Here is an 18,600-nt window from a genome sequence, read left to right as displayed (position 1 = left end):
TCAATAGCCTCACGGCGGGTAATTATTCGGTGCAGGTGACCGATGCCAATGGCTGTCAGCAAACCCGGTCTGTTGATGTTACACAACCCACCCGTGTGTTGCTATCGTTACAAAAAGACGATGTCAAATGTTTTGGTGGGAATGATGGTAAAGTGACACCTATCCCAACGGGTGGAGTGGGCAATTACACGTATAGCTGGAGCACAGGTGCTACGTCGCCCACGTTGACTGGGCTGATAACAGGAACGTATCAACTGACTATCGCCGATGGTAACAGTTGTCAGCAAACGGCTAGTATTCAGGTCGATCAGCCAACTATTGTTATTCTTGGCATCAGCAGTACAGCCGCCAAATGTTTTCAGAGTCCCGACGGTGTTGCTTCGGTTACAGCTACCGGCGGTGTAGGCAACTATACGTATCGCTGGAGTAACGGAGCTACTAACGCCATTGCAAATAATATTACTGCCGGTACGTATTCGGTCGATGTTTCAGATGCCAACGGATGTACCAAAACCGCCAGTACTGAGGTTACACAGCCCGTCGCTATTGTTCTCACCACCAAAAATACAGCCGCTAAATGTTTCAACAGTAGCGACGGTGTTGCTTCGGTTACAGCTACCGGCGGTGTAGGCAACTATACGTATCGCTGGAGTACAGGTGCGACAACGCCGGATATATCCAGCATTAAAGCGGGAACGTATCAGATTGCTGTTACTGATGCCAATAGTTGTGTGAGAACCGCCAGTGTCGACATTGCCCAACCTACCCAACTAATGCTTGCCCTGAGCAGTACCGCCGTTAAATGCTTTGGCGGCAATACCGGCACAGCTACGGTTTTGGCAAGCGGCAGCGTAGGAAACTACAAATATAGCTGGAATACCGGGGCCACTACGGCTGCTATTACCAGCCTGACGGTCGGTAATTATCAGGTAAGTGTGACCGATAGTAACAATTGTCAACAGCCAGGCACTGTCGAAGTAAAGCAGCCTACGCAGCTTTTGTTTACCCTCGAAAAAGAGAACGTAAAGTGTTTTGGTGGTAGCGATGGCAAAATTACTCTCTCGGCAACGGGTGGTGTAGGCAGCTATCAGGTTCTTTCGAATGGCAACACAACCGCCTTCTCCGGTGGTGGGCAACACGTAGTAACAGGTCTGCTCCCAGCTTCTTACCAACTAATTGTTACTGACGCCAATGCCTGTCAGACAACGGCGCAAACGGCTCTGATCGAACAACCGAAGCAGGCAGTAGCCGTAACTCTTGTCAAAGTGACAGACCCACGCGGGTTTGGACTGACAGATGGTTCGATCAGCGTTGCCATTGCAGGAGGTACACCTCAATACCAAACCAGCTGGAAAAATGGAACTGGAACTACCATCGGCGCAGGGCAATCGACAAACAGTGGAGCCGCCAACGAACTGACGCAACTTGGCGACGAAACGTATACCATCACCATTCAGGATGCTAACTATAGTCTGGCGACGCAGAAAGAAGGTTGTATGGCCACACTTACCCAAAAACTCACCCAGCCTCCTAAGCTAACCCTTGTTCTGAAAACAGCCCAGCCAGTTTCCTGTTTCGGACGGAAAGATGCACAAATTCAGGCAACGGCTGAAGGTGGTGTACCGATGAGTACAACAGATAAGTATAGTTTTAAATGGCTACAGCAAGTTGGCGGTACGTATTCGACACTCAACATTGTTGGTTCAACTATTCAAAGCTTACCCGCCGGGAATTACCGCTGTATCGTAACCGATAAAAACGACATCACCCAGCAAACTGATTTGCAAATTACCGAACCAGCCAAGTTGATTGCCAGTACGTCGGGGGTTACCAATAATTTGTGTTATAACGACCAGAAAGGCACTGCCGCCGTTCAAATGCAGGGTGGTACCTCGCCTTACCGGGTCGACTGGAGCAATGGCGCATCAGGGGCTTCGCTCAGTAGCCTGAAATCGGGGCGGTATCTGGCCATTGTCAGCGATCAGAATGGTTGTTCGGCTGAAGTGTCGGTTCGGATTCAGGAACCAACGCAACTGGACGTATCAGTTCTCAAAAAGCAGAACCCAACCTGTGATACTAAGTGCGACGGACTTATTCAGACATCGGCAAAAGGGGGCGTAGCACCGTATACGTTTAGCTGGAATACTGGCCAGTCTGGTACGTCGCTGGCAAACCTTTGCGGAGGCTCCTATACGTTGACTGTGCGGGATGCCAACGGTTGTCAGGTAGCGGCTCCGGCAATTGAACTCATCAAGCCTGCTTCTAAAACGTTGACTGTATCGTCTGACCGCACGATCTGCGAAGGTCAAACGCTGCAATTCGATGCCACCCAGCCCGGTACGAACACCTACAAATGGACATTGCCTGCTGGTACTACGTCCGATAATCCGCAACAAACCATCTCGCAGGCTGGTCAATACGTTGTTACGGTTACCGATAGTGTAGGCTGTTCGGCTCAGAACGCGTTTACGGTACGTAGTGCTCCCATGAATTCCCAATTACTGTTTCTTATTGCCAGTCAAGGGTTTGTCAACGATACGATTGTGGTTGTCAATGTCAGTTCAGGTGGCCCTCAATTCGAGTGGCTGGTACCGGCTTCGGCTCGCGTGATTAGCAAAACGGCTACACGTCTGATATTTATTTGCTCACAGGCTGGCGCGTATAGAGTGGGCCTTCGAGGCTCCAACGGCACGTGTGAAGCCGAAGTTTACAAGACAATCACGATCAAACCATCGGGAGGTCGTCGGGCGGCTACCGTTGAAGAACCAACGGCTACCCTTATGGTTGTGTATCCGAATCCCACGTCCGGGCAGTTCCGGGTTCAGGTAGATTTTGGCATACTTACCACGGCCAGCCTATCGGTTGTTGATATCCGATCCGGTCAGTTTATCCATACAATCCAACTTACCGGACAGTCGAGTTATGAGCAGTTGGTCGATCTTCCCGGCTTATCTACAGGCACTTACATTGTTCAGATTGCCACAAGCACCCAGCAACTTACTAAACGCATTCTCGTTACCCGCTAGATTCTGATATTATGAAATCAATTATAGGCTTATGGCTTCTGGGCCTGGCCAGTTTCGCCAGTATTGCCTGCTATCGGGAGGTAAGTGTGCCCGTTAAAACTGATTTTTCGGTGAAAGCGGTGAATGATAATTTTACCCCTCCCGCATCACTGGAGATTACAAACCTCTCAACGGGAGCCGATACGTATCAGTGGACCTTTCAGGGAGCAACACCCGCTACGTCGGCCGAGAAAACGCCCGCTACGATCAAATACACCACCAGCGGTACGTATACAATTAAACTGGTTGCGTCTAATGTAGATGGCGAACAGGCCACAAAGGAGCTAACGGTTAAGATTGGTGAAAAACTGGCGCCCGTGTTTCAGGTGGAGGTTGTCGATAATCTCTATCCGCCCGCTACGTTGAAAATGAAAAACCTATCGACTGGGGGAGACCGACTGGAATGGACGTTTGAAGGTGGAACACCTGCTACGTCGACCGAGGCTAATCCAAGTGTGGTATTTGCAACGCCCGGTCCGCATAAAGTATCACTCAAATTGTTCTATGGTACATTCTCTCAGCAGAAAGACACCACTATTGTTATTGATAAAGCGCTGGCTCCGGCATTCAATTACCAGTTAGCACCCGAAGATTATGATGAGGAAGCCCCGCTGACGTTGACTACTCAAAATCAGACCGTTGGCGGTGTGTCATACACCTGGTCAGCAGAGGGCGGCAACGTAGCAACTCCTACCGGCAAGGAAACGTCCATTACGTTCCAGAAAGAAGGTACGTATACGATTAAACTTGACGCCAGCAATTCAAAAACAAATCAGTCGGTAACTCGAACGATTGTGGTAAAACCCAACCGTAACCTCTACGTACTGACTGACGTAAAACTGGGAATCAATTCGGCACAGAAAGATGTAGGTTGCTTCCTGTCGACCTCACAGAACAAAGTCTTTAAATCCAGCGACGTATTAACGGCGAAAGAAGGTGCTGCTATCGATGTTGTCTTTTTCGGTCTGAATCCGTCGTTCACGTATAACCGATTCGTCTCGCCTGCGGATGCCGGAAGCCTGATCTTCGATAATATTCCCGGTGCACAGGCAGTTCGTTTCGTGAACGTAATAGAAAACTGCCAGACCTGCTCTACGGTGACCGACGCGCAGTTTGCTCAGATTAATGACGATTCCTTACTGAAAACGCTGACTATTCCGGAGCAGGGTGAAACCGTTGGATTTTCGGACAAGAAAGTGCCACGTCTAATCCTGTTTCAAACCCAGAATGGACGTAAAGGAATTATTCAAATCACCCGTTTCGTCGGTGCTGGCGAGTCATCGTATATTCTCTGCACCATTAAAGTAATGAAAGAATCCCGCTAGACTGTCAGGAAACAAAAAGCGCTAAGGGGTATAGCATTTTACTACGTATCATAGCGTAAAATGCTATACCCCTTAGCGCTTTTTGTTTTAAATCATGAATACAGATTCAAAAGTCGGCTAACTGTACCCGTGGCAAATTTTCCACTAAACCTCTGAAAACTAACCTATAACCAATCGACTTCTATATTAAAACTTCACATATCTGCCGGAACTGTACGTAGAAAGTTCGCTATATCTATTACAAGGTGGTACTTTCGCAACAAAATTGCGGAAACGCAGGCACGGCGATACCTAGTAAACTCGCTTTTACCATCTATTTGCCGTATTTATATCCGCGACAACACCTTTGATTGTCAATCCAATTTATTTGTATGCAACTTCTTGACGGTAAACTTCTTTCTTCCCAAATCAAACTGGAAATAGCGGCCGAGGTTACACAGATACGTGAACAGGGTGGTAAAATTCCGCATCTGGTCGCCATTCTGGTTGGCACGAACGGAGCGTCCGAAACCTACGTAGCATCGAAAATGAAAAACTGCGAAGAGGTCGGTATGCACTCTACGTTAATTCGTTTCGACCCTTCTGTTACTGAAGACGAATTGTTGAATAAAGTACGTGAGGTAAACGAAAACCCCGATATGGATGGCCTCATCGTACAGCTTCCCCTCCCCGATCATATCAACCCCGACCGGGTGATGGAAACCATTAGTCCAGCTAAAGACGTAGACGGATTCCATCCAATCAATATTGGGCGTATGGCCAAAGGACTTCCTGCCTACGTATCAGCTACTCCACAGGGCGTACTGGAAATGATTAAACGCTACGGTATCGAAACGTCAGGCAAACACTGTGTAGTGGTTGGGCGAAGCCAGATTGTAGGGTTACCTATGTCGATTCTGATGCAACGTAATACCTATCCGGGCAATTGCACCGTTACGCTTACGCACAGCCGGACAAAAAATCTGGCTGAAATCTGTAAGACCGCCGATATTCTGGTGGCAGCACTGGGCAAACCCGAATTTGTAACCGCCGATATGGTTAAAGAAGGTGCCGTTGTGATCGATGTTGGTCTGGAACGTGTTCCTGATGCCAGCAAGAAAAGTGGTTTCTCACTCAAGGGCGACGTGAAATTTGACGAAGTAGCCCCTAAAACCAGCTTTATTACACCGGTTCCGGGTGGCGTTGGCCTGATGACGATCTGTTCGCTGATGCAAAATACACTGAAAGCCGCGCGTGGCGAAGTGTTCTAGTCGTATAGATAGTTTGTCAGGTGCTTCGCCTGCAGGAAGCCGGGTGTTTTATGGCAGTATTTTGTCATCAAAACACCCGGCTTTCGTTTGGTATCAATTATACCCTACTCCCTCGATACGGATACAGCTTACCTCAGTTCGGATACGTTTATTTTTTGTCGGCCACTCAATTTTGCATTGCTAAAAACAATGTAAAATTGAGTGGCCGACAGTATTTCAGGTAAAGTAATCATTATCACCGGCGCTAGTAGCGGCATTGGTTTGGGGTCGCTCCCAGTTGGAATTCAGGGCTGCTTTTAATTAAATTGATACTGTAGAATGAATAACGAGAGATCTATTTCACTCTATAGTATCAATCCTACGGTATTCATTTTTTGACAAGCAACGCTACGTTCTCTACGTGATGCGTATGCGGAAACATATCGACTGGCTGCACATCGGCGACCCGATACCCTTCATCAAAGATAGCCAAATCACGCGCCTGTGTAGCGGTGTTACAACTTACATAAACGATACGTTCGGGAGCCGCTTTGAGCAACTGACGAGTTACGGCTTCGTCCATACCTGCTCGCGGTGGGTCGGTAATTACTACGTCGGGGCGGCCGTGTTGATCGAAAAAGCTATCGGTTAAAATGTTACGCATATCGCCGGCAAAGAACTGTGCATTGGTTATGCCGTTCACCTGCGCGTTTACTCGCGCATCGGCAACCGAGGCTTCAACATATTCAACGCCAATGACTTCACGCGCCTGTCGAGCTACAAAAAGCGCAATGGTGCCCGTACCGGTATAGAGGTCATAGACCCGTTCGTTACCCGTCAGCCCTGCCCAGTCACGCGTTACTTTATAGAGTGTATATGCCTGTTGGGCATTGGTCTGGTAAAACGATTTGGGGCCAATTCGAAACGTGAGCGGAGGATGCCCGCCACCAGTTTCCATCTGTTCTTCAATGTAAGTTTTACCTCCCCAGTTTATTACCTGCTGATCCTGATAGCTGTCATTTTTCTTTGTGTTCAGGATATAATTGAGCGACGTAATCTGTGGAAACAACTCCTGTACATGACGTAGTAAGCCGTTGAGCAGATATGGATTGTCCTGCGCCACCTGCACCGTTACCATAAGTTGCTGCGTCGTTTCGGCTGTCCGGATAATAAGTGTTCGCAGGAAACCTGTATGCTGTTTCAGGTTATACAACGTCATATCATGCTGAAACACGTAGTCATTGATAGCCTGCCGAATGGCGTTCGATGGATCGGGCTGGAGGTAGCAATGCTCAATGGGTAGCACTTTATCGAACCGACCCGGCACATGAAAGCCCACTGCTCGCTGGTCCATCGGCGCATCGGTACGTACTTCAGCTTGTGTGAGCCAGCGCCCTTCGGCACAGGTAAATTCAAGCTTGTTCCGGTAATATTGAGTAGGTTGGGCGGCCAGAATTGGACGGATGGGTGGCAGTTCAACTTTACCAATACGTGTCAGATGATCGACTACCTGCTGGTGCTTGAAATTCAGTTGTTCATTATAGCTGATATGCTGCCATTTACACCCCCCGCACGTACCAAAATGCTGGCAGAATGGTTCGGCACGTACCGGCGACCATTCATGCACGTGTTCAGCAACAGATTCGCGGTATTGTTTTTTACGATTAGTGATACGTAGGTCAACCAGATCGCCCGGTGCTACGCCCGGCCCCCCGGTGGGATTATCAACAAAAATCACTCCTTCGTCAGTACGAACAAGACACTTTCCTTCAGCAGCAACCGCATCAATTCGAACGCGTTCTAACCGTTCGGGCACTCTATTACTTCTCCTACGCATACATCTTAAAATAATACTGATACGTTAACCCCAATCCTCAACTGTATTGGCTAACGTATCAGTCGGTCTTCTGAGCTTTTCGTTCCTCGGCCACGTCATAAATAGCCGTTGATTTCTGCTCTCGGTTTTATAATTGTTTTCTGATAGCACAAATCTACAACACTTATAGCTCTTGACCGAGAGTCGATTTATAAGCCCGAAGTATTCCGGGAATCTAGTGCCTAGAAAGCATAACTTCATCAAAGCCAATAAACACCTATCTGGTATACCCTCCGCTACCGAAGTAGTTGAAAAAGGTTATGACGTAGCGAAGACGGATGCCAAACTGCTGGAAAAGATCGAAGAACTTACACTATATAGTATTCAATTGGAGAAAGAGAACAAGGGACAAAAATCTGAAATCCAGTTGTTAAAAGACAAGATGGCTCAACTCGAAATCCTAATGAAACAGGTGTTAGAAAAAAAGTAGATCCAATAACAAATTTGGCACAAGCCCACCCTTAATCCCGGTGGGCTTTTTTTAATGCTTCCCGGAGCAAATAGACGTCTACCATTAAAGCTCATTTTTACCCACTCCAGACTAGATTTCAGCCCGCTTCAAGTAGATAATTTATCAGTCGGTATACTCCTGTTTCTACATTTGATTCATGATTTTAACCTTATCAGACAACTATGAAACGGCTGTATTTTCTTGCATTTCCTCTCACCTTAACACAGGTAGCATTTGCCCAAACCAATTATGTTGAAAGAGTAGCAAACGCTACTACACCGGCTAACTATAATACGTTGGTAGGGTCAAACGCAGGTAATACTGCAATGACAGGGAATTTCAATTCAATGTTTGGTAGTAATGCGGGAGCAAGTAGCTCATCAGGTATCAGTAATACCTTTATGGGCTATCTTGCAGGAGCGTTTAATTCAAGTGGTAGTTATAACACCTTCATTGGTAAAGAGGCCGGCCGGGCTAACCAAACGGGTGGCAGCAATACCTTTCTAGGCAACGAAGCGGGTGAGGATAATACAACGGGAAGTAATAACGTCTTTATTGGCACTCTGGCTGGATTGCAGAATACGACAGGGGGTAGTAACACGTTCTTAGGAACTAATGCCGGACAATTCAACACTACCGGAAAGGACAATGTGTTTTTGGGCCGATCAGCCGGTCATCAAACTACTACCGGTGTGAGTAATGTATTTATAGGTTTTCAGGCAGGCTATAACAATATTACCGCCGGGGCCAACGTGTTTGTGGGGCATCAGGCAGGTTATAACAACAAGACAGGAATCGGTAATATGTTTCTGGGCCAGCAGGCGGGTGCCAACAGTAATGGTTCCTACAATCTGTTTCTGGGAAATGGTGCTGGGGCTGGTAACACTAGTGGCGAAGGTAACACCTCCGTCGGGGATGGCTCGTTCCTCAATAGCACCAGCGGAGGGGAGAATACAGCTGTTGGTCGATACGCAGGTATCAATAATACAACAGGCTCCAAGAATACCTTTATCGGCGTAGCCGCCACCAATCCGCCCGGCAGTGGCAACCTAACCAACTCAACCGCCATTGGGTATAACGCATCTGTAACTACCTCAAACGCCATGATTCTGGGTAATAATCAGGTCAATGTCGGTATTGGCAATACCGCTCCCAACAATAAACTGGAGATTACCAAAGGCGTTGCCAATCAATCGGGTTTGCGCCTTTCCAACCTCACCAGTTCATCACCTGCCAGTATGTATGGTCAGGTTAAATTTTTAACAGTTAATGATGCAGGTGATGTTGTATTAGGTACTACCACAGGGGTAGCTAGAGAAGGGGTGACAGAGTCTTTATGGCAGCAGAAAGGAGCCTTTTTGCAAAATAGTAAAGGGGAAGCCATAATTATTGGGGCTAACGTATCCAATACACCATCGGGTTACAAGCTCTACGTAGAAGAGGGTATTTTAACCGAAAAAGTGAAAGTAGCCGTTAAGAACACCTCGGAATGGAGTGATTACGTATTTGACAATACATATAAATTACAGGACTTGTCAGAGGTAGAAAAATTTATTCAGGCCAATAAGCATTTACCAGGCGTGCCGTCTGCAACTGAGGTGGTGAAGAAAGGCATCGACGTAGCGAAGATGGACGCCAAGCTGCTGGAAAAGATCGAAGAACTTACGTTATACAGTATTCAGTTAGAGAAATCAGATCAACTTAAACAGCATAAAATTCAGCATTTGGAGGACGAAATGTGTGAACTGAAATCTCTTGTTAAACAACTTCTGGAAAAGAAGTAAATTTATCCACTAATAGAAAAGCCCGAACCTGCTACGTTCGGGCTTTTTTTATGTTTCTTAATCAGGAATTTGGTTAGCTATTGTTGATAAAACATTCCGGATAGCCGCTCATTTTTATATGAGATTCCAACCCTTTTATGGTTTGTTCAATCTATGAGAAAAACGGGCAAGAATCTGCTCGGCCCAACGTTATCAGATTAAACTGAAAATAGCCCTGTTTGCCTTGACACGGAGCGGCTATTTTTTGCGTATTTTTGATTAAACAGTGATAAGATATGAGCGAACGTTTTACTGATGTTTTTCTCCCTTCCCCTTTTCCGGGCCTAATACAGGTGTAGAACAGTTCGTTAGCAGTACCATTTATTAAACGCTATTTTAAGGACTCTTTTTTCAGAGTTTCTTAATACCGAACTTTTCAGTGTATGAGGCAATTGTACCGGCCGTGGTGGTGGAGTTTAGTTTTAACGAGTTTTTTACTGGTTCTGAGTCCGTTGGCACTAGCAACGCATATTGTTGGGGGCGAACTGGAACTTCGTTATCTGGGCGCACAGGCTCGTTATTCCCATCGCATCAACCTAAACCTTTATTTCGACGATATTAACGGACAACCGGGTGCCAACGATGCATCGATTACTGTTGGGGTATTTTCGAAACGTACCAATACCCTCATTGGTTACGTACCACTTCAGCGAATCAGTGAGCAGTTTGTTGCGTATACAAATACGGTTTGTGCTAGCGGCAATGTCCGAACCCGCCTGATTAAATACAGCAACGATTTAACGCTGGAAGCAAACCAATTTAATGACCCCGCTGGCTATTACATTTCATGGGAGCGTTGTTGCCGAAACGGTACTATTGTTAATATTCAGGACCCAGGGGCAGCCGGTTCAACGTTTTATCTCGAATTTCCAGCGATTCAGAACGGAACAACGCGATTCAATAATTCATCGCCCGTATTTGCCATCCCCAAAGGCGACTACGCCTGTGTCGGTCAGCCATTTACCCTCGATTTTAGTGCAACAGACCCCGATGGCGATAGTCTTTCTTACGTCATGGTTACGCCTTACAATGGTTTCAGTACGGCCGGATTTCCAAACCCCGGCGCCCTGAATCAGCCAGTCAATCCCGTTTTCTACGCCGGTCCTTATCCGGGCATCCGCTGGAATAACGGTATTTCGGTCTCCAATCAAATTCCCGGAACCGATCCGCTACGTGTGAATTCAAAAACCGGCTTGCTCAGTGTAACACCAAATCGGCAGGGTTTATATGTGTTTTCGGTGGAAGTAACGGAATATCGTGAGGGTAAAATAATCGGCCGTGTTCGTCGCGATTTTCAGGTATTGGTTATTGAATGTCCACGTAACGACGCACCTCAATTGTTGTTCCGACCGGCCGGCCAATCCGCCTTTTATAAAGAGGGTAACGTATTAACTATTGCAGAAAAAGATACGAACTGTCTGAATCTTTATATTACCGACATCAACCCAAACCAACGTATCACCATTATCAATATGAGTGGTTCGCTACCCGGTCTGACCGTGGCCCCTACCGACCTCTTTACCCGCACGGCTCGCGATACGTTACAAACTCGTTTTTGTTTCGGACGATGTGTAGGTGGTAATGGTAGCCCCATTACGCTGATGATCCGGGCTACAGACGATGGTTGTCCACAAGGGCTCAGCGATACGCTTACAATTCGATTAAATATTATCCCATCCGATAACAACAAACCGGCTGCCAGTACGAATCTACCGAATAATAAGGCTACGGTGAATGTCGGCTCACCGTTATCCTTTACAGCCTTTGGCAATGATATCGATAACGACAATATCACCATTCAGGCCGTAGGTCGCGGGTTTACTCTTGCACAGGCCGGCATGACGTTTGGTTCGGCGTCGGGTGTAGGCAAAGTTTCGCAACCGTTCATTTGGAAACCAACCTGTGTTACGGCTACTCAAACCGAATACATAGTCGATTTTATCGTAACCGATACACGCTGTAGTCGCAATTTGCGCGATACAGTTACAGTTAATTTAACGGCGATAGGCATACCGAGTCAACCGCCCAATATCCGAACTACGTTGAATCAGCCGGTGGTTGAACTGATTGTTGGGCCGGGCGAATCGGGCGGACAAGCTATTTTCGACGTAATCGGCAACGACCCCGACCGCGATACGTTACGTATGACGGGCGTAGGTAAAGGGTTCGACATGAAAGTGATGGGCATGGTTTTTACTGACAAAAACGGAATGCCAACGCTCCAGTCGCCTTTCTCTTGGAAACCAACCTGCGAGATGATGGCCGGAAAAACGGAAGCTACGTTTGTGGTCGATTTTATGGTCGATGACCGCTCGTGTCAACCGCAACATATTGCTACTACGTCTGTTACGTTCCACGTCAAAAACCCAACGGCCAACATTGAGATTAAGATTCCGAACGTATTTACGCCAAATGGCGACGGTTTCAACGATTACTTTGCGATCAGTGATTTCCCCGACAATTCATGCGATGAACAATTTGTATCCATCGACATTACAAACCGTTGGGGGCAATCGGTTTATAAATCGAACGATCCAAAATTCCGTTGGTATGGCACCGATGCTTCTGTCGGTACGTATTATTACCTCCTGCAAACAACAAAGCGGACGTTAAAAGGCCCGCTCACACTTATCCGATAATACCTACAATCAACTGCATAAAAAAACAAGCTCCCGAAACGTATTGAGTTTTCGGGAGCTTGTTTTTTATGCGGCTGTTACGTTCCGATCATTTAGAACTGGGAACTAAGGCTGGCTTTTACTAAGCGAATCTTTCTTGGGAGCAGGTGGCCGGAAACCGCCAACTTCTTTCTGCATATCTTCTTTTTTCGACTGATACAGAGTCCATTGCTCAGGCGTCAGAATAGGTTTCAGCCGATCTTCCTTTTCTTCATTCAGCATCAGCATCATATCCTGAATTTGCTTACGGGTTTCGGGCGTCGGCTTTCCGCCAGTGGAACCAACAATATCCTTAATAGCGTCCTGTTGCTGGCTGGCGTATTCGTTATTCAGGTTCCTAACCGCTTTATGCTGTTCTTTTGTTAGCGACAGGTTTTCTTTCAGCCACTTGGTTTCTTTCTGCGCTATATCACCCGCAATGTTCGGAATGTTTGACCGGGGACTGCTCTGCATGGTGGGGTCCATTCCTCCGCCCATCCGGCGACCATACCCCCCGTAGCCCATGCCACCTCCCGGATAATACTGACTAAACGCCTGAAATGCAGGCAATAAAAATAAAGCAAGTAAACAAAACGTATTGATTCGAATCGATTTCATGGCGTCTGACTGGGCAGTATGATTGCTGAACGTATGAACTACAAAGTTACACACAAACCTCATTCGCCCGAAGCGAATTTGAACCCGAAATGTTTCTCCATAACCCATCGTTAAATCAAACTTTTCGGCAATACAGACCGTTAGCTGAGTATATGGAAACGCTCGAAAAAATACGAAAAGCGTACACGGAATACGTACTCGAACATGGGAAACAACCCGTCACAGTTTTCCAGTTTGCTAAGAAATTAAAAATTTCCGAAGCTGATTTCTACTCGCACTATACGTCCTTCGATGCTATTGAAGCCGATATCTGGCTCACGTTTTTCGAAGAAGCGAAACAGACCGTCGAAACGGACCCAACCTCACAAAACTATTCGGTTCGGGAGAAGTTACTGGCATTCTATTATACCTGGATCGAGTTACTAAAAGCCCAGCGCAGTTTTGCCGTTTACAGTTTTGGCAACCTGAAAAGTTTAGGGCATGGGGCACGGAGCGTGGGGCGTCATGGAGAATGGCGTTCTATTCAAAACTCACAGATATTCAGGCCATTTAAAGAGTCTTTTTACGATTATGCCCGCGATTTATTGGCCGAAGGTCGTGAAAGTAAGGAAGTGGAGCCACGACCGTTTATCACCGATCGCTACCCGGATGCACTCTGGGGGCAAACGCTTTACCTACTTGATTTCTGGGTGCGCGACGTGAGTAAAAATTTCGAAAAGACGGATTCAGCTATCGAAAAATCGGTCAATACCGCATTCGATCTTATCGGTCGTTCACCACTGGATACCCTGTTCGACTTCGCTAAGTTTATGTACCAGAATAAATGAGTGAATGAGTGAAAGTGCGAATTAATTTCTCGCGTCAACCTTTCGCTCATTCGCACTTTCACTCTTTGAAAATGAAAACGCAAACATCCGTTCCGACCAGCAAAGTTGCCCGTGCCAGCCAGTTTGTGAAGGCGGGGGTAAAAGTTGGAGGAAATTATATAAAACATTATAGCAAAAAACTCATCGACCCCGAGTTGTCGAAGGAGGAACTGCATAAAGACAATGCTGCGGATATCTACGATGCCCTGAGCGAACTGAAAGGCTCGGCCCTGAAAATGGCGCAGATGCTGAGTATGGACCGGGGAATGTTGCCCGTTGCGTATACCGACAAGTTTACGATGGCGCAATATTCGGCACCACCACTTTCCGGCCCGCTCGTTGTCAAAACATTTAAGACGTATTTTGGAAAATCACCCGCACAACTATTCGACAAATTCGACATGGATGCGGTCAATGCCGCCAGTATTGGCCAGGTGCATCAGGCGTGGAAAGATGGCAAAAAACTGGCTGTAAAAGTACAATATCCGGGTGTTGCCGACGCTGTTAGCTCTGATCTGAAAATAGCGAAACCGCTGGCGGTCCGGCTGCTCAACCTTAACGAACGTGATATCGATCGGTATATGGGCGAGGTGGAATCAAAGCTACTGGAAGAGACTGATTATGAGCTTGAACTTCGGCGATCTATCGAGATTTCAAAAGCCTGCGCCCATCTAAAAAATCTCGTTTTCCCGAATTACTACCCAGAATATTCTGCAAAACGGATTCTGACTATGGACTGGCTCGATGGGCTTCACTTGAAAGAGTTTTTGAAAACGAACCCATCGCAGGAAGTACGTAACCAGATTGGGCAGGCACTTTGGGATTTCTATGACCTTCAGATGCATACGCTACGTCAGGTACATGCCGATCCGCATCCCGGAAATTTCCTGATGCGACTCGATGGCACAATGGGCGTCATTGATTTCGGCTGTGTGAAGGTGATACCGGATTTCTATTACGAAAACTACTTCCGCCCGCTAAATCCCGATACGTTAGACGATCCTAAATTGACAGAAGAAGTTTTTACGAATCTGGAGTTTCTAAACGACACAGACACCCCTCAGGAACGGGAATTTTTCACATCCCTGTTCAAGGAAATGACACTGATGCTGTCGGAGCCATTCCGGGTAGATGCGTTCGACTTTGGCAATGATAACTATTTCAGCAAACTGTACGCTTTTGCCGAAGGTCTGTCGAAAATTCCAGAGATAAAAAATGCGAAAGTTGGCCGTGGTTCGCAGGAAGGGTTGTACGTTAACCGGACGTATTATGGGCTCTATGCCATGCTCAATGAATTGAAAGCTAACGTAGTAACAACTAAACCAGAGTGGTTACGCTCCAAAAAGCTGGTTGCCTAACGTAGCAGCTATCACACGGCGGAGAGAATGTCCGCGTTACGTCATATTGTAACGCGGACATTCTCTCCGCCGTGTTTTGTCAATATCAATACGTTTACGACAACGGTTGAGGTGGTGTTCCGGCGGGTCTCGAATTGTCGTGCGGTAATGGAACAAACTCTTTATCATCGTTGGGAGGTAACGCAATCCGGCCAGCCTCCCAATCGGCTTTGGCTTCTTCAATACGTTCCTTACGCGACGAAACGAAATTCCACCAGATAAACCGCTCGCCCAATGGTTCGCCACCCAGCAGCATAATCGTTGCCACTTCTAAAGCCGTTAGTACAGGATCGATTCCCGGCGTAAAAACGAGCAGTTGCCCAGCGCCATACCGATTTCCGTTTACCTCTACAGTTCCTTTTGCCACGTATGCACCACGTTCGGGATAGCCCACAGGCAAGCCAAAACGAGTGCCCGCTTGCAACACAACATGCGCATAGAACAAGGGTGAATGCGTTTTCACCTCATTCTGTAAGCCAAAAGCATCACCAGCAATCAACCGCATCCAGACACCTTTATCCGTAAATATGGGCAGTTCATGCGGCTGGTAGTTATCAAATGTTGGCAATGATTCTTCGTCTGCTTCGGGCAAGGCTACCCACGTCTGAATCATCTCCAGCGAACCACCTGCCAACGTAGCAGGATCTTCAAACCGTTCAGAATGTGCAATTCCCCGACCGGCCGTCATCCAGTTTACTTCGCCGGGCCGGATAATCTGCTGTACGCCCAGACTATCTCGGTGCGTTACCTGTCCATCGAACAAATAACTCACCGTCGAGAGACCAATGTGTGGATGGGGCAATACGTCCATCTTAGGAGCTTGTTCGGGCGAAAAATTGACGGGACCTCCGTGATCCATAAAAATAAATGGACCCAACATCCGACGAAGGCGATACGGCAGAATCCGACGTACCGTGAACCCATTGCCCAACGAGGCCGGACGTGCATCAATCACTATATCTAGCATAAACGGAAAAGTTTCTACGTTGATAATCAGAGAATAAAAATGCTACGTAGCAAGTTAGCGTTCGGCAGACTGATAAATCTGTTCCACGATTTGCTGCAGCATGGCACCCTGTTCGGCAGTACAAACGTTTGATGGTTTTCCTGAGCAGGCGTCCAGAAAAGCGGCTGTATTTTTCAGTTGGATGTCGGTTTCCTCCAGAAAAGGAAAGCGAATATCTGCCAACTCTCCTGCCACTTCGGTATGTAGCGTAAAAGGAAACAACGTAGCACCACCTTTACTGCCAAATAGTTCCAGATTCCGTTTTTTTTCGTCCTGCATGTTCAGCGCAAACGATGCCGAAAGCATGATCGACGCTTTGTTCGGAAACGAAAGATAAGCTGTAGCCCCATCTTCAACCTCAAAGGTAGCTGGATTCCAACTTCCCAATAAGCCTTTGCCACCCGCTTTACCGATAAAATCATACGTATTACCGACTACGTTCTCAGGCATTGCGTAATCGAGCGCGTGAAGTGCCAGATCAAGTACGTGTACACCCAAATCGATTAAAGCACCCCCACCCTGCATGGTCTTATCGGTAAAATAACCCCATCCCGGAATACCCCGCCGACGCAGGAAATTAGCTTTAATATGGTAAATATCACCCAGTGAGCCATCGGTTTTTAAGCGCGTTAACAACGCCCATTCGCTAGTTTGCCGAAGCTGAAAATTATACGCCAGCGTTAAGCCTTTTTCAGCCGCCAGATCAGCCATTTCGCGAGCGTGTTGAGCCTGTATAGCGGGTGGTTTCTCGCAGAAAACATGGCAACCGTTCTCCAATGCTTCCATAGCCTGCGGGTAATGGAGGTTGTTGGGTGTGCAGATTACCACTACGTTAGGTGCGCATTGCTGGTACAATTCAGCCGTGTCGTTAAACGCATGAGGAATTTGGTGCTTATCGGCTAGTGCACGGGCTTTAGTGAGATCACGACCACATACGGCCACCACTTCGACCTGTTCAGAAAGTTGTTTAAGGGCTGGAATATGATTCGAATCGGCAATATTACCTCCGCCGATGATCGCTGCTTTATAGGTAGACATACCGTAAAGAAAGCAAAAAAAAGTTGACGATACGTATCGCTCTTGCGGATACCGGGATACAATTGTTTACTTGCAGTACTGATATGAAAATTTTACTTGCTCCCGATAAATTTAAAGGCTCACTGACAGCCTCTGAGGTATGCCAGGCTATGACTCGTGGTATTTTACAGGCCCAGCCAAAAGCCAATATCGTATCTGTTCCGATGGCCGACGGTGGCGAAGGCACAGCCGACGTACTGACTCATACAACCAATGGTCGCTGGTTGACGCTTTCGGTACAGGACCCGCTAGGTAGGCCAGTCGAAGCAGGGTACGGCATCTCTGGCGATGGCAAAACCGCCTTTATCGAAATGGCTCAGGCATCGGGATTGCGTTTGCTACGTTCGGCGGAATACGATCCATTTCAGACCACTACGTATGGAACGGGCGAATTGATTCGTCATGCCATTGAGCAGGGTGTGAGCCAGATTGTACTGGGCATTGGCGGTAGTGCAACCAACGATGCCGGAACGGGTATGGCGGCAGCGTTGGGTTGGCAATTTCTGGGCAAAGCTAATCAACCACTACGTCCATGTGGTGGTAATCTGCATCAAATTCAAACCATAATTCCGCCCGAAAATCGCTGGAAAGGAACCGTGAGTGTTGCTTGCGACGTAACAAATCCGCTAACGGGGCCACAAGGTGCTACCTATATCTACGGCCCACAAAAAGGCGCGCAACCCGACGATTTGCCAGTTCTTGATGCTGGTATGCAACATTGGGCCAACGTAGTACAGCAGCAGTTTAATCTTGAGTTGACCAACGTAGCAGGAGCTGGAGCAGCCGGAGGGTTAGGTGCTGGAGCGATGTTATTTCTTAACGGAAATCTTACCGAAGGTGTCAATTTAGTGATTCGGCACACTCAACTGGCGGATAAATTAGACGACGTTGATTTGGTTCTGACCGGCGAAGGACGTATTGACAACCAAACACTTCAAGGAAAACTGATAGCCGGAATTGTTCAACTGGCAAAAGCACGTAACATTCCGACCATTGCACTTTGCGGTTCATTACAACTTTCGCCTGATGAACTAGATGAACTTGGCCTGACGAGTGCATTCTCCGTCGTGCCCGGCCCGGTTACATTAGCCGATGCGCTCGCCAATGCCGCTACGTATCTGGAACGTGCTACGTTTCAAACAATGCGGTTGATAAACTAATGGTTATCCTTTTTGACGTAATTATTAACGTCTCACAAAAAACACATTAA

Annotated in this window: 13 protein-coding genes; 9 read left to right on the top strand and 4 right to left on the bottom strand. The window is 47.3% G+C overall.

Features of this window, described 5'->3' with window-relative positions:
* The 3 genes from ACYVD4_RS07515 to ACYVD4_RS07505 form a co-directional block, all read left to right on the top strand.
* A partial coding sequence (locus ACYVD4_RS07515) for a T9SS type A sorting domain-containing protein (protein WP_460944014.1) occupies positions 1 to 3,026 on the top strand: 3,026 nt, incomplete at its 5' end.
* An 11-nt stretch (positions 3,027 to 3,037) separates the two neighbouring features.
* Complete coding sequence (locus ACYVD4_RS07510) at positions 3,038 to 4,390, top strand: PKD domain-containing protein (protein ID WP_460944012.1); 1,353 nt, start codon at positions 3,038 to 3,040, stop codon at positions 4,388 to 4,390.
* A 371-nt stretch (positions 4,391 to 4,761) separates the two neighbouring features.
* Positions 4,762 to 5,640, top strand: coding sequence for a bifunctional 5,10-methylenetetrahydrofolate dehydrogenase/5,10-methenyltetrahydrofolate cyclohydrolase (locus tag ACYVD4_RS07505; RefSeq protein WP_460944010.1), 879 nt, complete (start codon positions 4,762 to 4,764; stop codon positions 5,638 to 5,640).
* Positions 5,641 to 6,007: 367 nt separating this feature from the next.
* Here the strand turns inward: ACYVD4_RS07505 and rlmD are convergent, their stop codons facing one another.
* Positions 6,008 to 7,456, bottom strand: coding sequence for a 23S rRNA (uracil(1939)-C(5))-methyltransferase RlmD (gene rlmD, locus ACYVD4_RS07500; protein WP_460944008.1), 1,449 nt, complete (start codon positions 7,454 to 7,456; stop codon positions 6,008 to 6,010).
* A gap of 217 nt (positions 7,457 to 7,673) precedes the next feature.
* On the opposite strand from rlmD, the gene ACYVD4_RS07495 reads away from it, so the two are divergent.
* The 3 genes from ACYVD4_RS07495 (at position 7,674) to ACYVD4_RS07485 (ending at position 12,408) form a co-directional block, all read left to right on the top strand.
* Entirely contained in the window at positions 7,674 to 7,925 is a 252-nt protein-coding gene (locus tag ACYVD4_RS07495) for a hypothetical protein (protein WP_460944005.1), read from the top strand.
* 203 nt (positions 7,926 to 8,128) lie between these two features.
* Positions 8,129 to 9,730: a TMF family protein gene (locus tag ACYVD4_RS07490; RefSeq protein ID WP_460944003.1), complete on the top strand. Its 1,602-nt coding sequence runs from the start codon at positions 8,129 to 8,131 to the stop codon at positions 9,728 to 9,730.
* A 422-nt stretch (positions 9,731 to 10,152) separates the two neighbouring features.
* The gene (locus tag ACYVD4_RS07485; protein WP_460944001.1) at positions 10,153 to 12,408 is read left to right on the top strand and encodes a T9SS type B sorting domain-containing protein; all 2,256 of its coding nucleotides are present in this window, start codon (positions 10,153 to 10,155) and stop codon (positions 12,406 to 12,408) included.
* Between the two features lie 105 nt (positions 12,409 to 12,513).
* On the opposite strand, the gene ACYVD4_RS07480 is transcribed toward ACYVD4_RS07485, so the two are convergent.
* Positions 12,514 to 13,044, bottom strand: a complete 531-nt coding sequence (locus ACYVD4_RS07480; protein WP_460943999.1) for a hypothetical protein — start codon at positions 13,042 to 13,044, stop codon at positions 12,514 to 12,516.
* A gap of 152 nt (positions 13,045 to 13,196) precedes the next feature.
* Between ACYVD4_RS07480 and ACYVD4_RS07475 the strand changes: the two genes are divergently transcribed.
* Both ACYVD4_RS07475 and ACYVD4_RS07470 read left to right on the top strand, forming a co-directional pair.
* Entirely contained in the window at positions 13,197 to 13,871 is a 675-nt protein-coding gene (locus ACYVD4_RS07475; RefSeq protein ID WP_460943997.1) for a TetR/AcrR family transcriptional regulator, read from the top strand.
* 71 nt (positions 13,872 to 13,942) lie between these two features.
* The gene (locus tag ACYVD4_RS07470; protein ID WP_460943995.1) at positions 13,943 to 15,268 is read left to right on the top strand and encodes an ABC1 kinase family protein; all 1,326 of its coding nucleotides are present in this window, start codon (positions 13,943 to 13,945) and stop codon (positions 15,266 to 15,268) included.
* A gap of 94 nt (positions 15,269 to 15,362) precedes the next feature.
* Here the strand turns inward: ACYVD4_RS07470 and ACYVD4_RS07465 are convergent, their stop codons facing one another.
* Positions 15,363 to 16,274 carry a pirin family protein gene (locus ACYVD4_RS07465; protein ID WP_460943993.1) on the bottom strand — a complete coding sequence of 304 codons (912 nt, stop codon included), beginning with the start codon at positions 16,272 to 16,274 and terminating at the stop codon, positions 15,363 to 15,365.
* 54 nt (positions 16,275 to 16,328) lie between these two features.
* On the bottom strand, positions 16,329 to 17,351 hold the full coding sequence (locus ACYVD4_RS07460) for a Gfo/Idh/MocA family protein (protein WP_460943991.1): 1,023 nt from the start codon (positions 17,349 to 17,351) through the stop codon (positions 16,329 to 16,331).
* A gap of 83 nt (positions 17,352 to 17,434) precedes the next feature.
* Here ACYVD4_RS07460 and ACYVD4_RS07455 point away from each other — a divergent pair, with 83 nt between their 5' ends.
* On the top strand, positions 17,435 to 18,550 hold the full coding sequence (locus ACYVD4_RS07455) for a glycerate kinase (RefSeq protein ID WP_460943989.1): 1,116 nt from the start codon (positions 17,435 to 17,437) through the stop codon (positions 18,548 to 18,550).
* The last annotated feature ends 50 nt before the right edge of the window (positions 18,551 to 18,600 follow it).

Source organism: Spirosoma daeguense (genome assembly GCF_054776875.1).
Note: the sequence above shows the minus strand (reverse complement) of the source record. Positions and strands in the feature narration are given on the sequence as shown.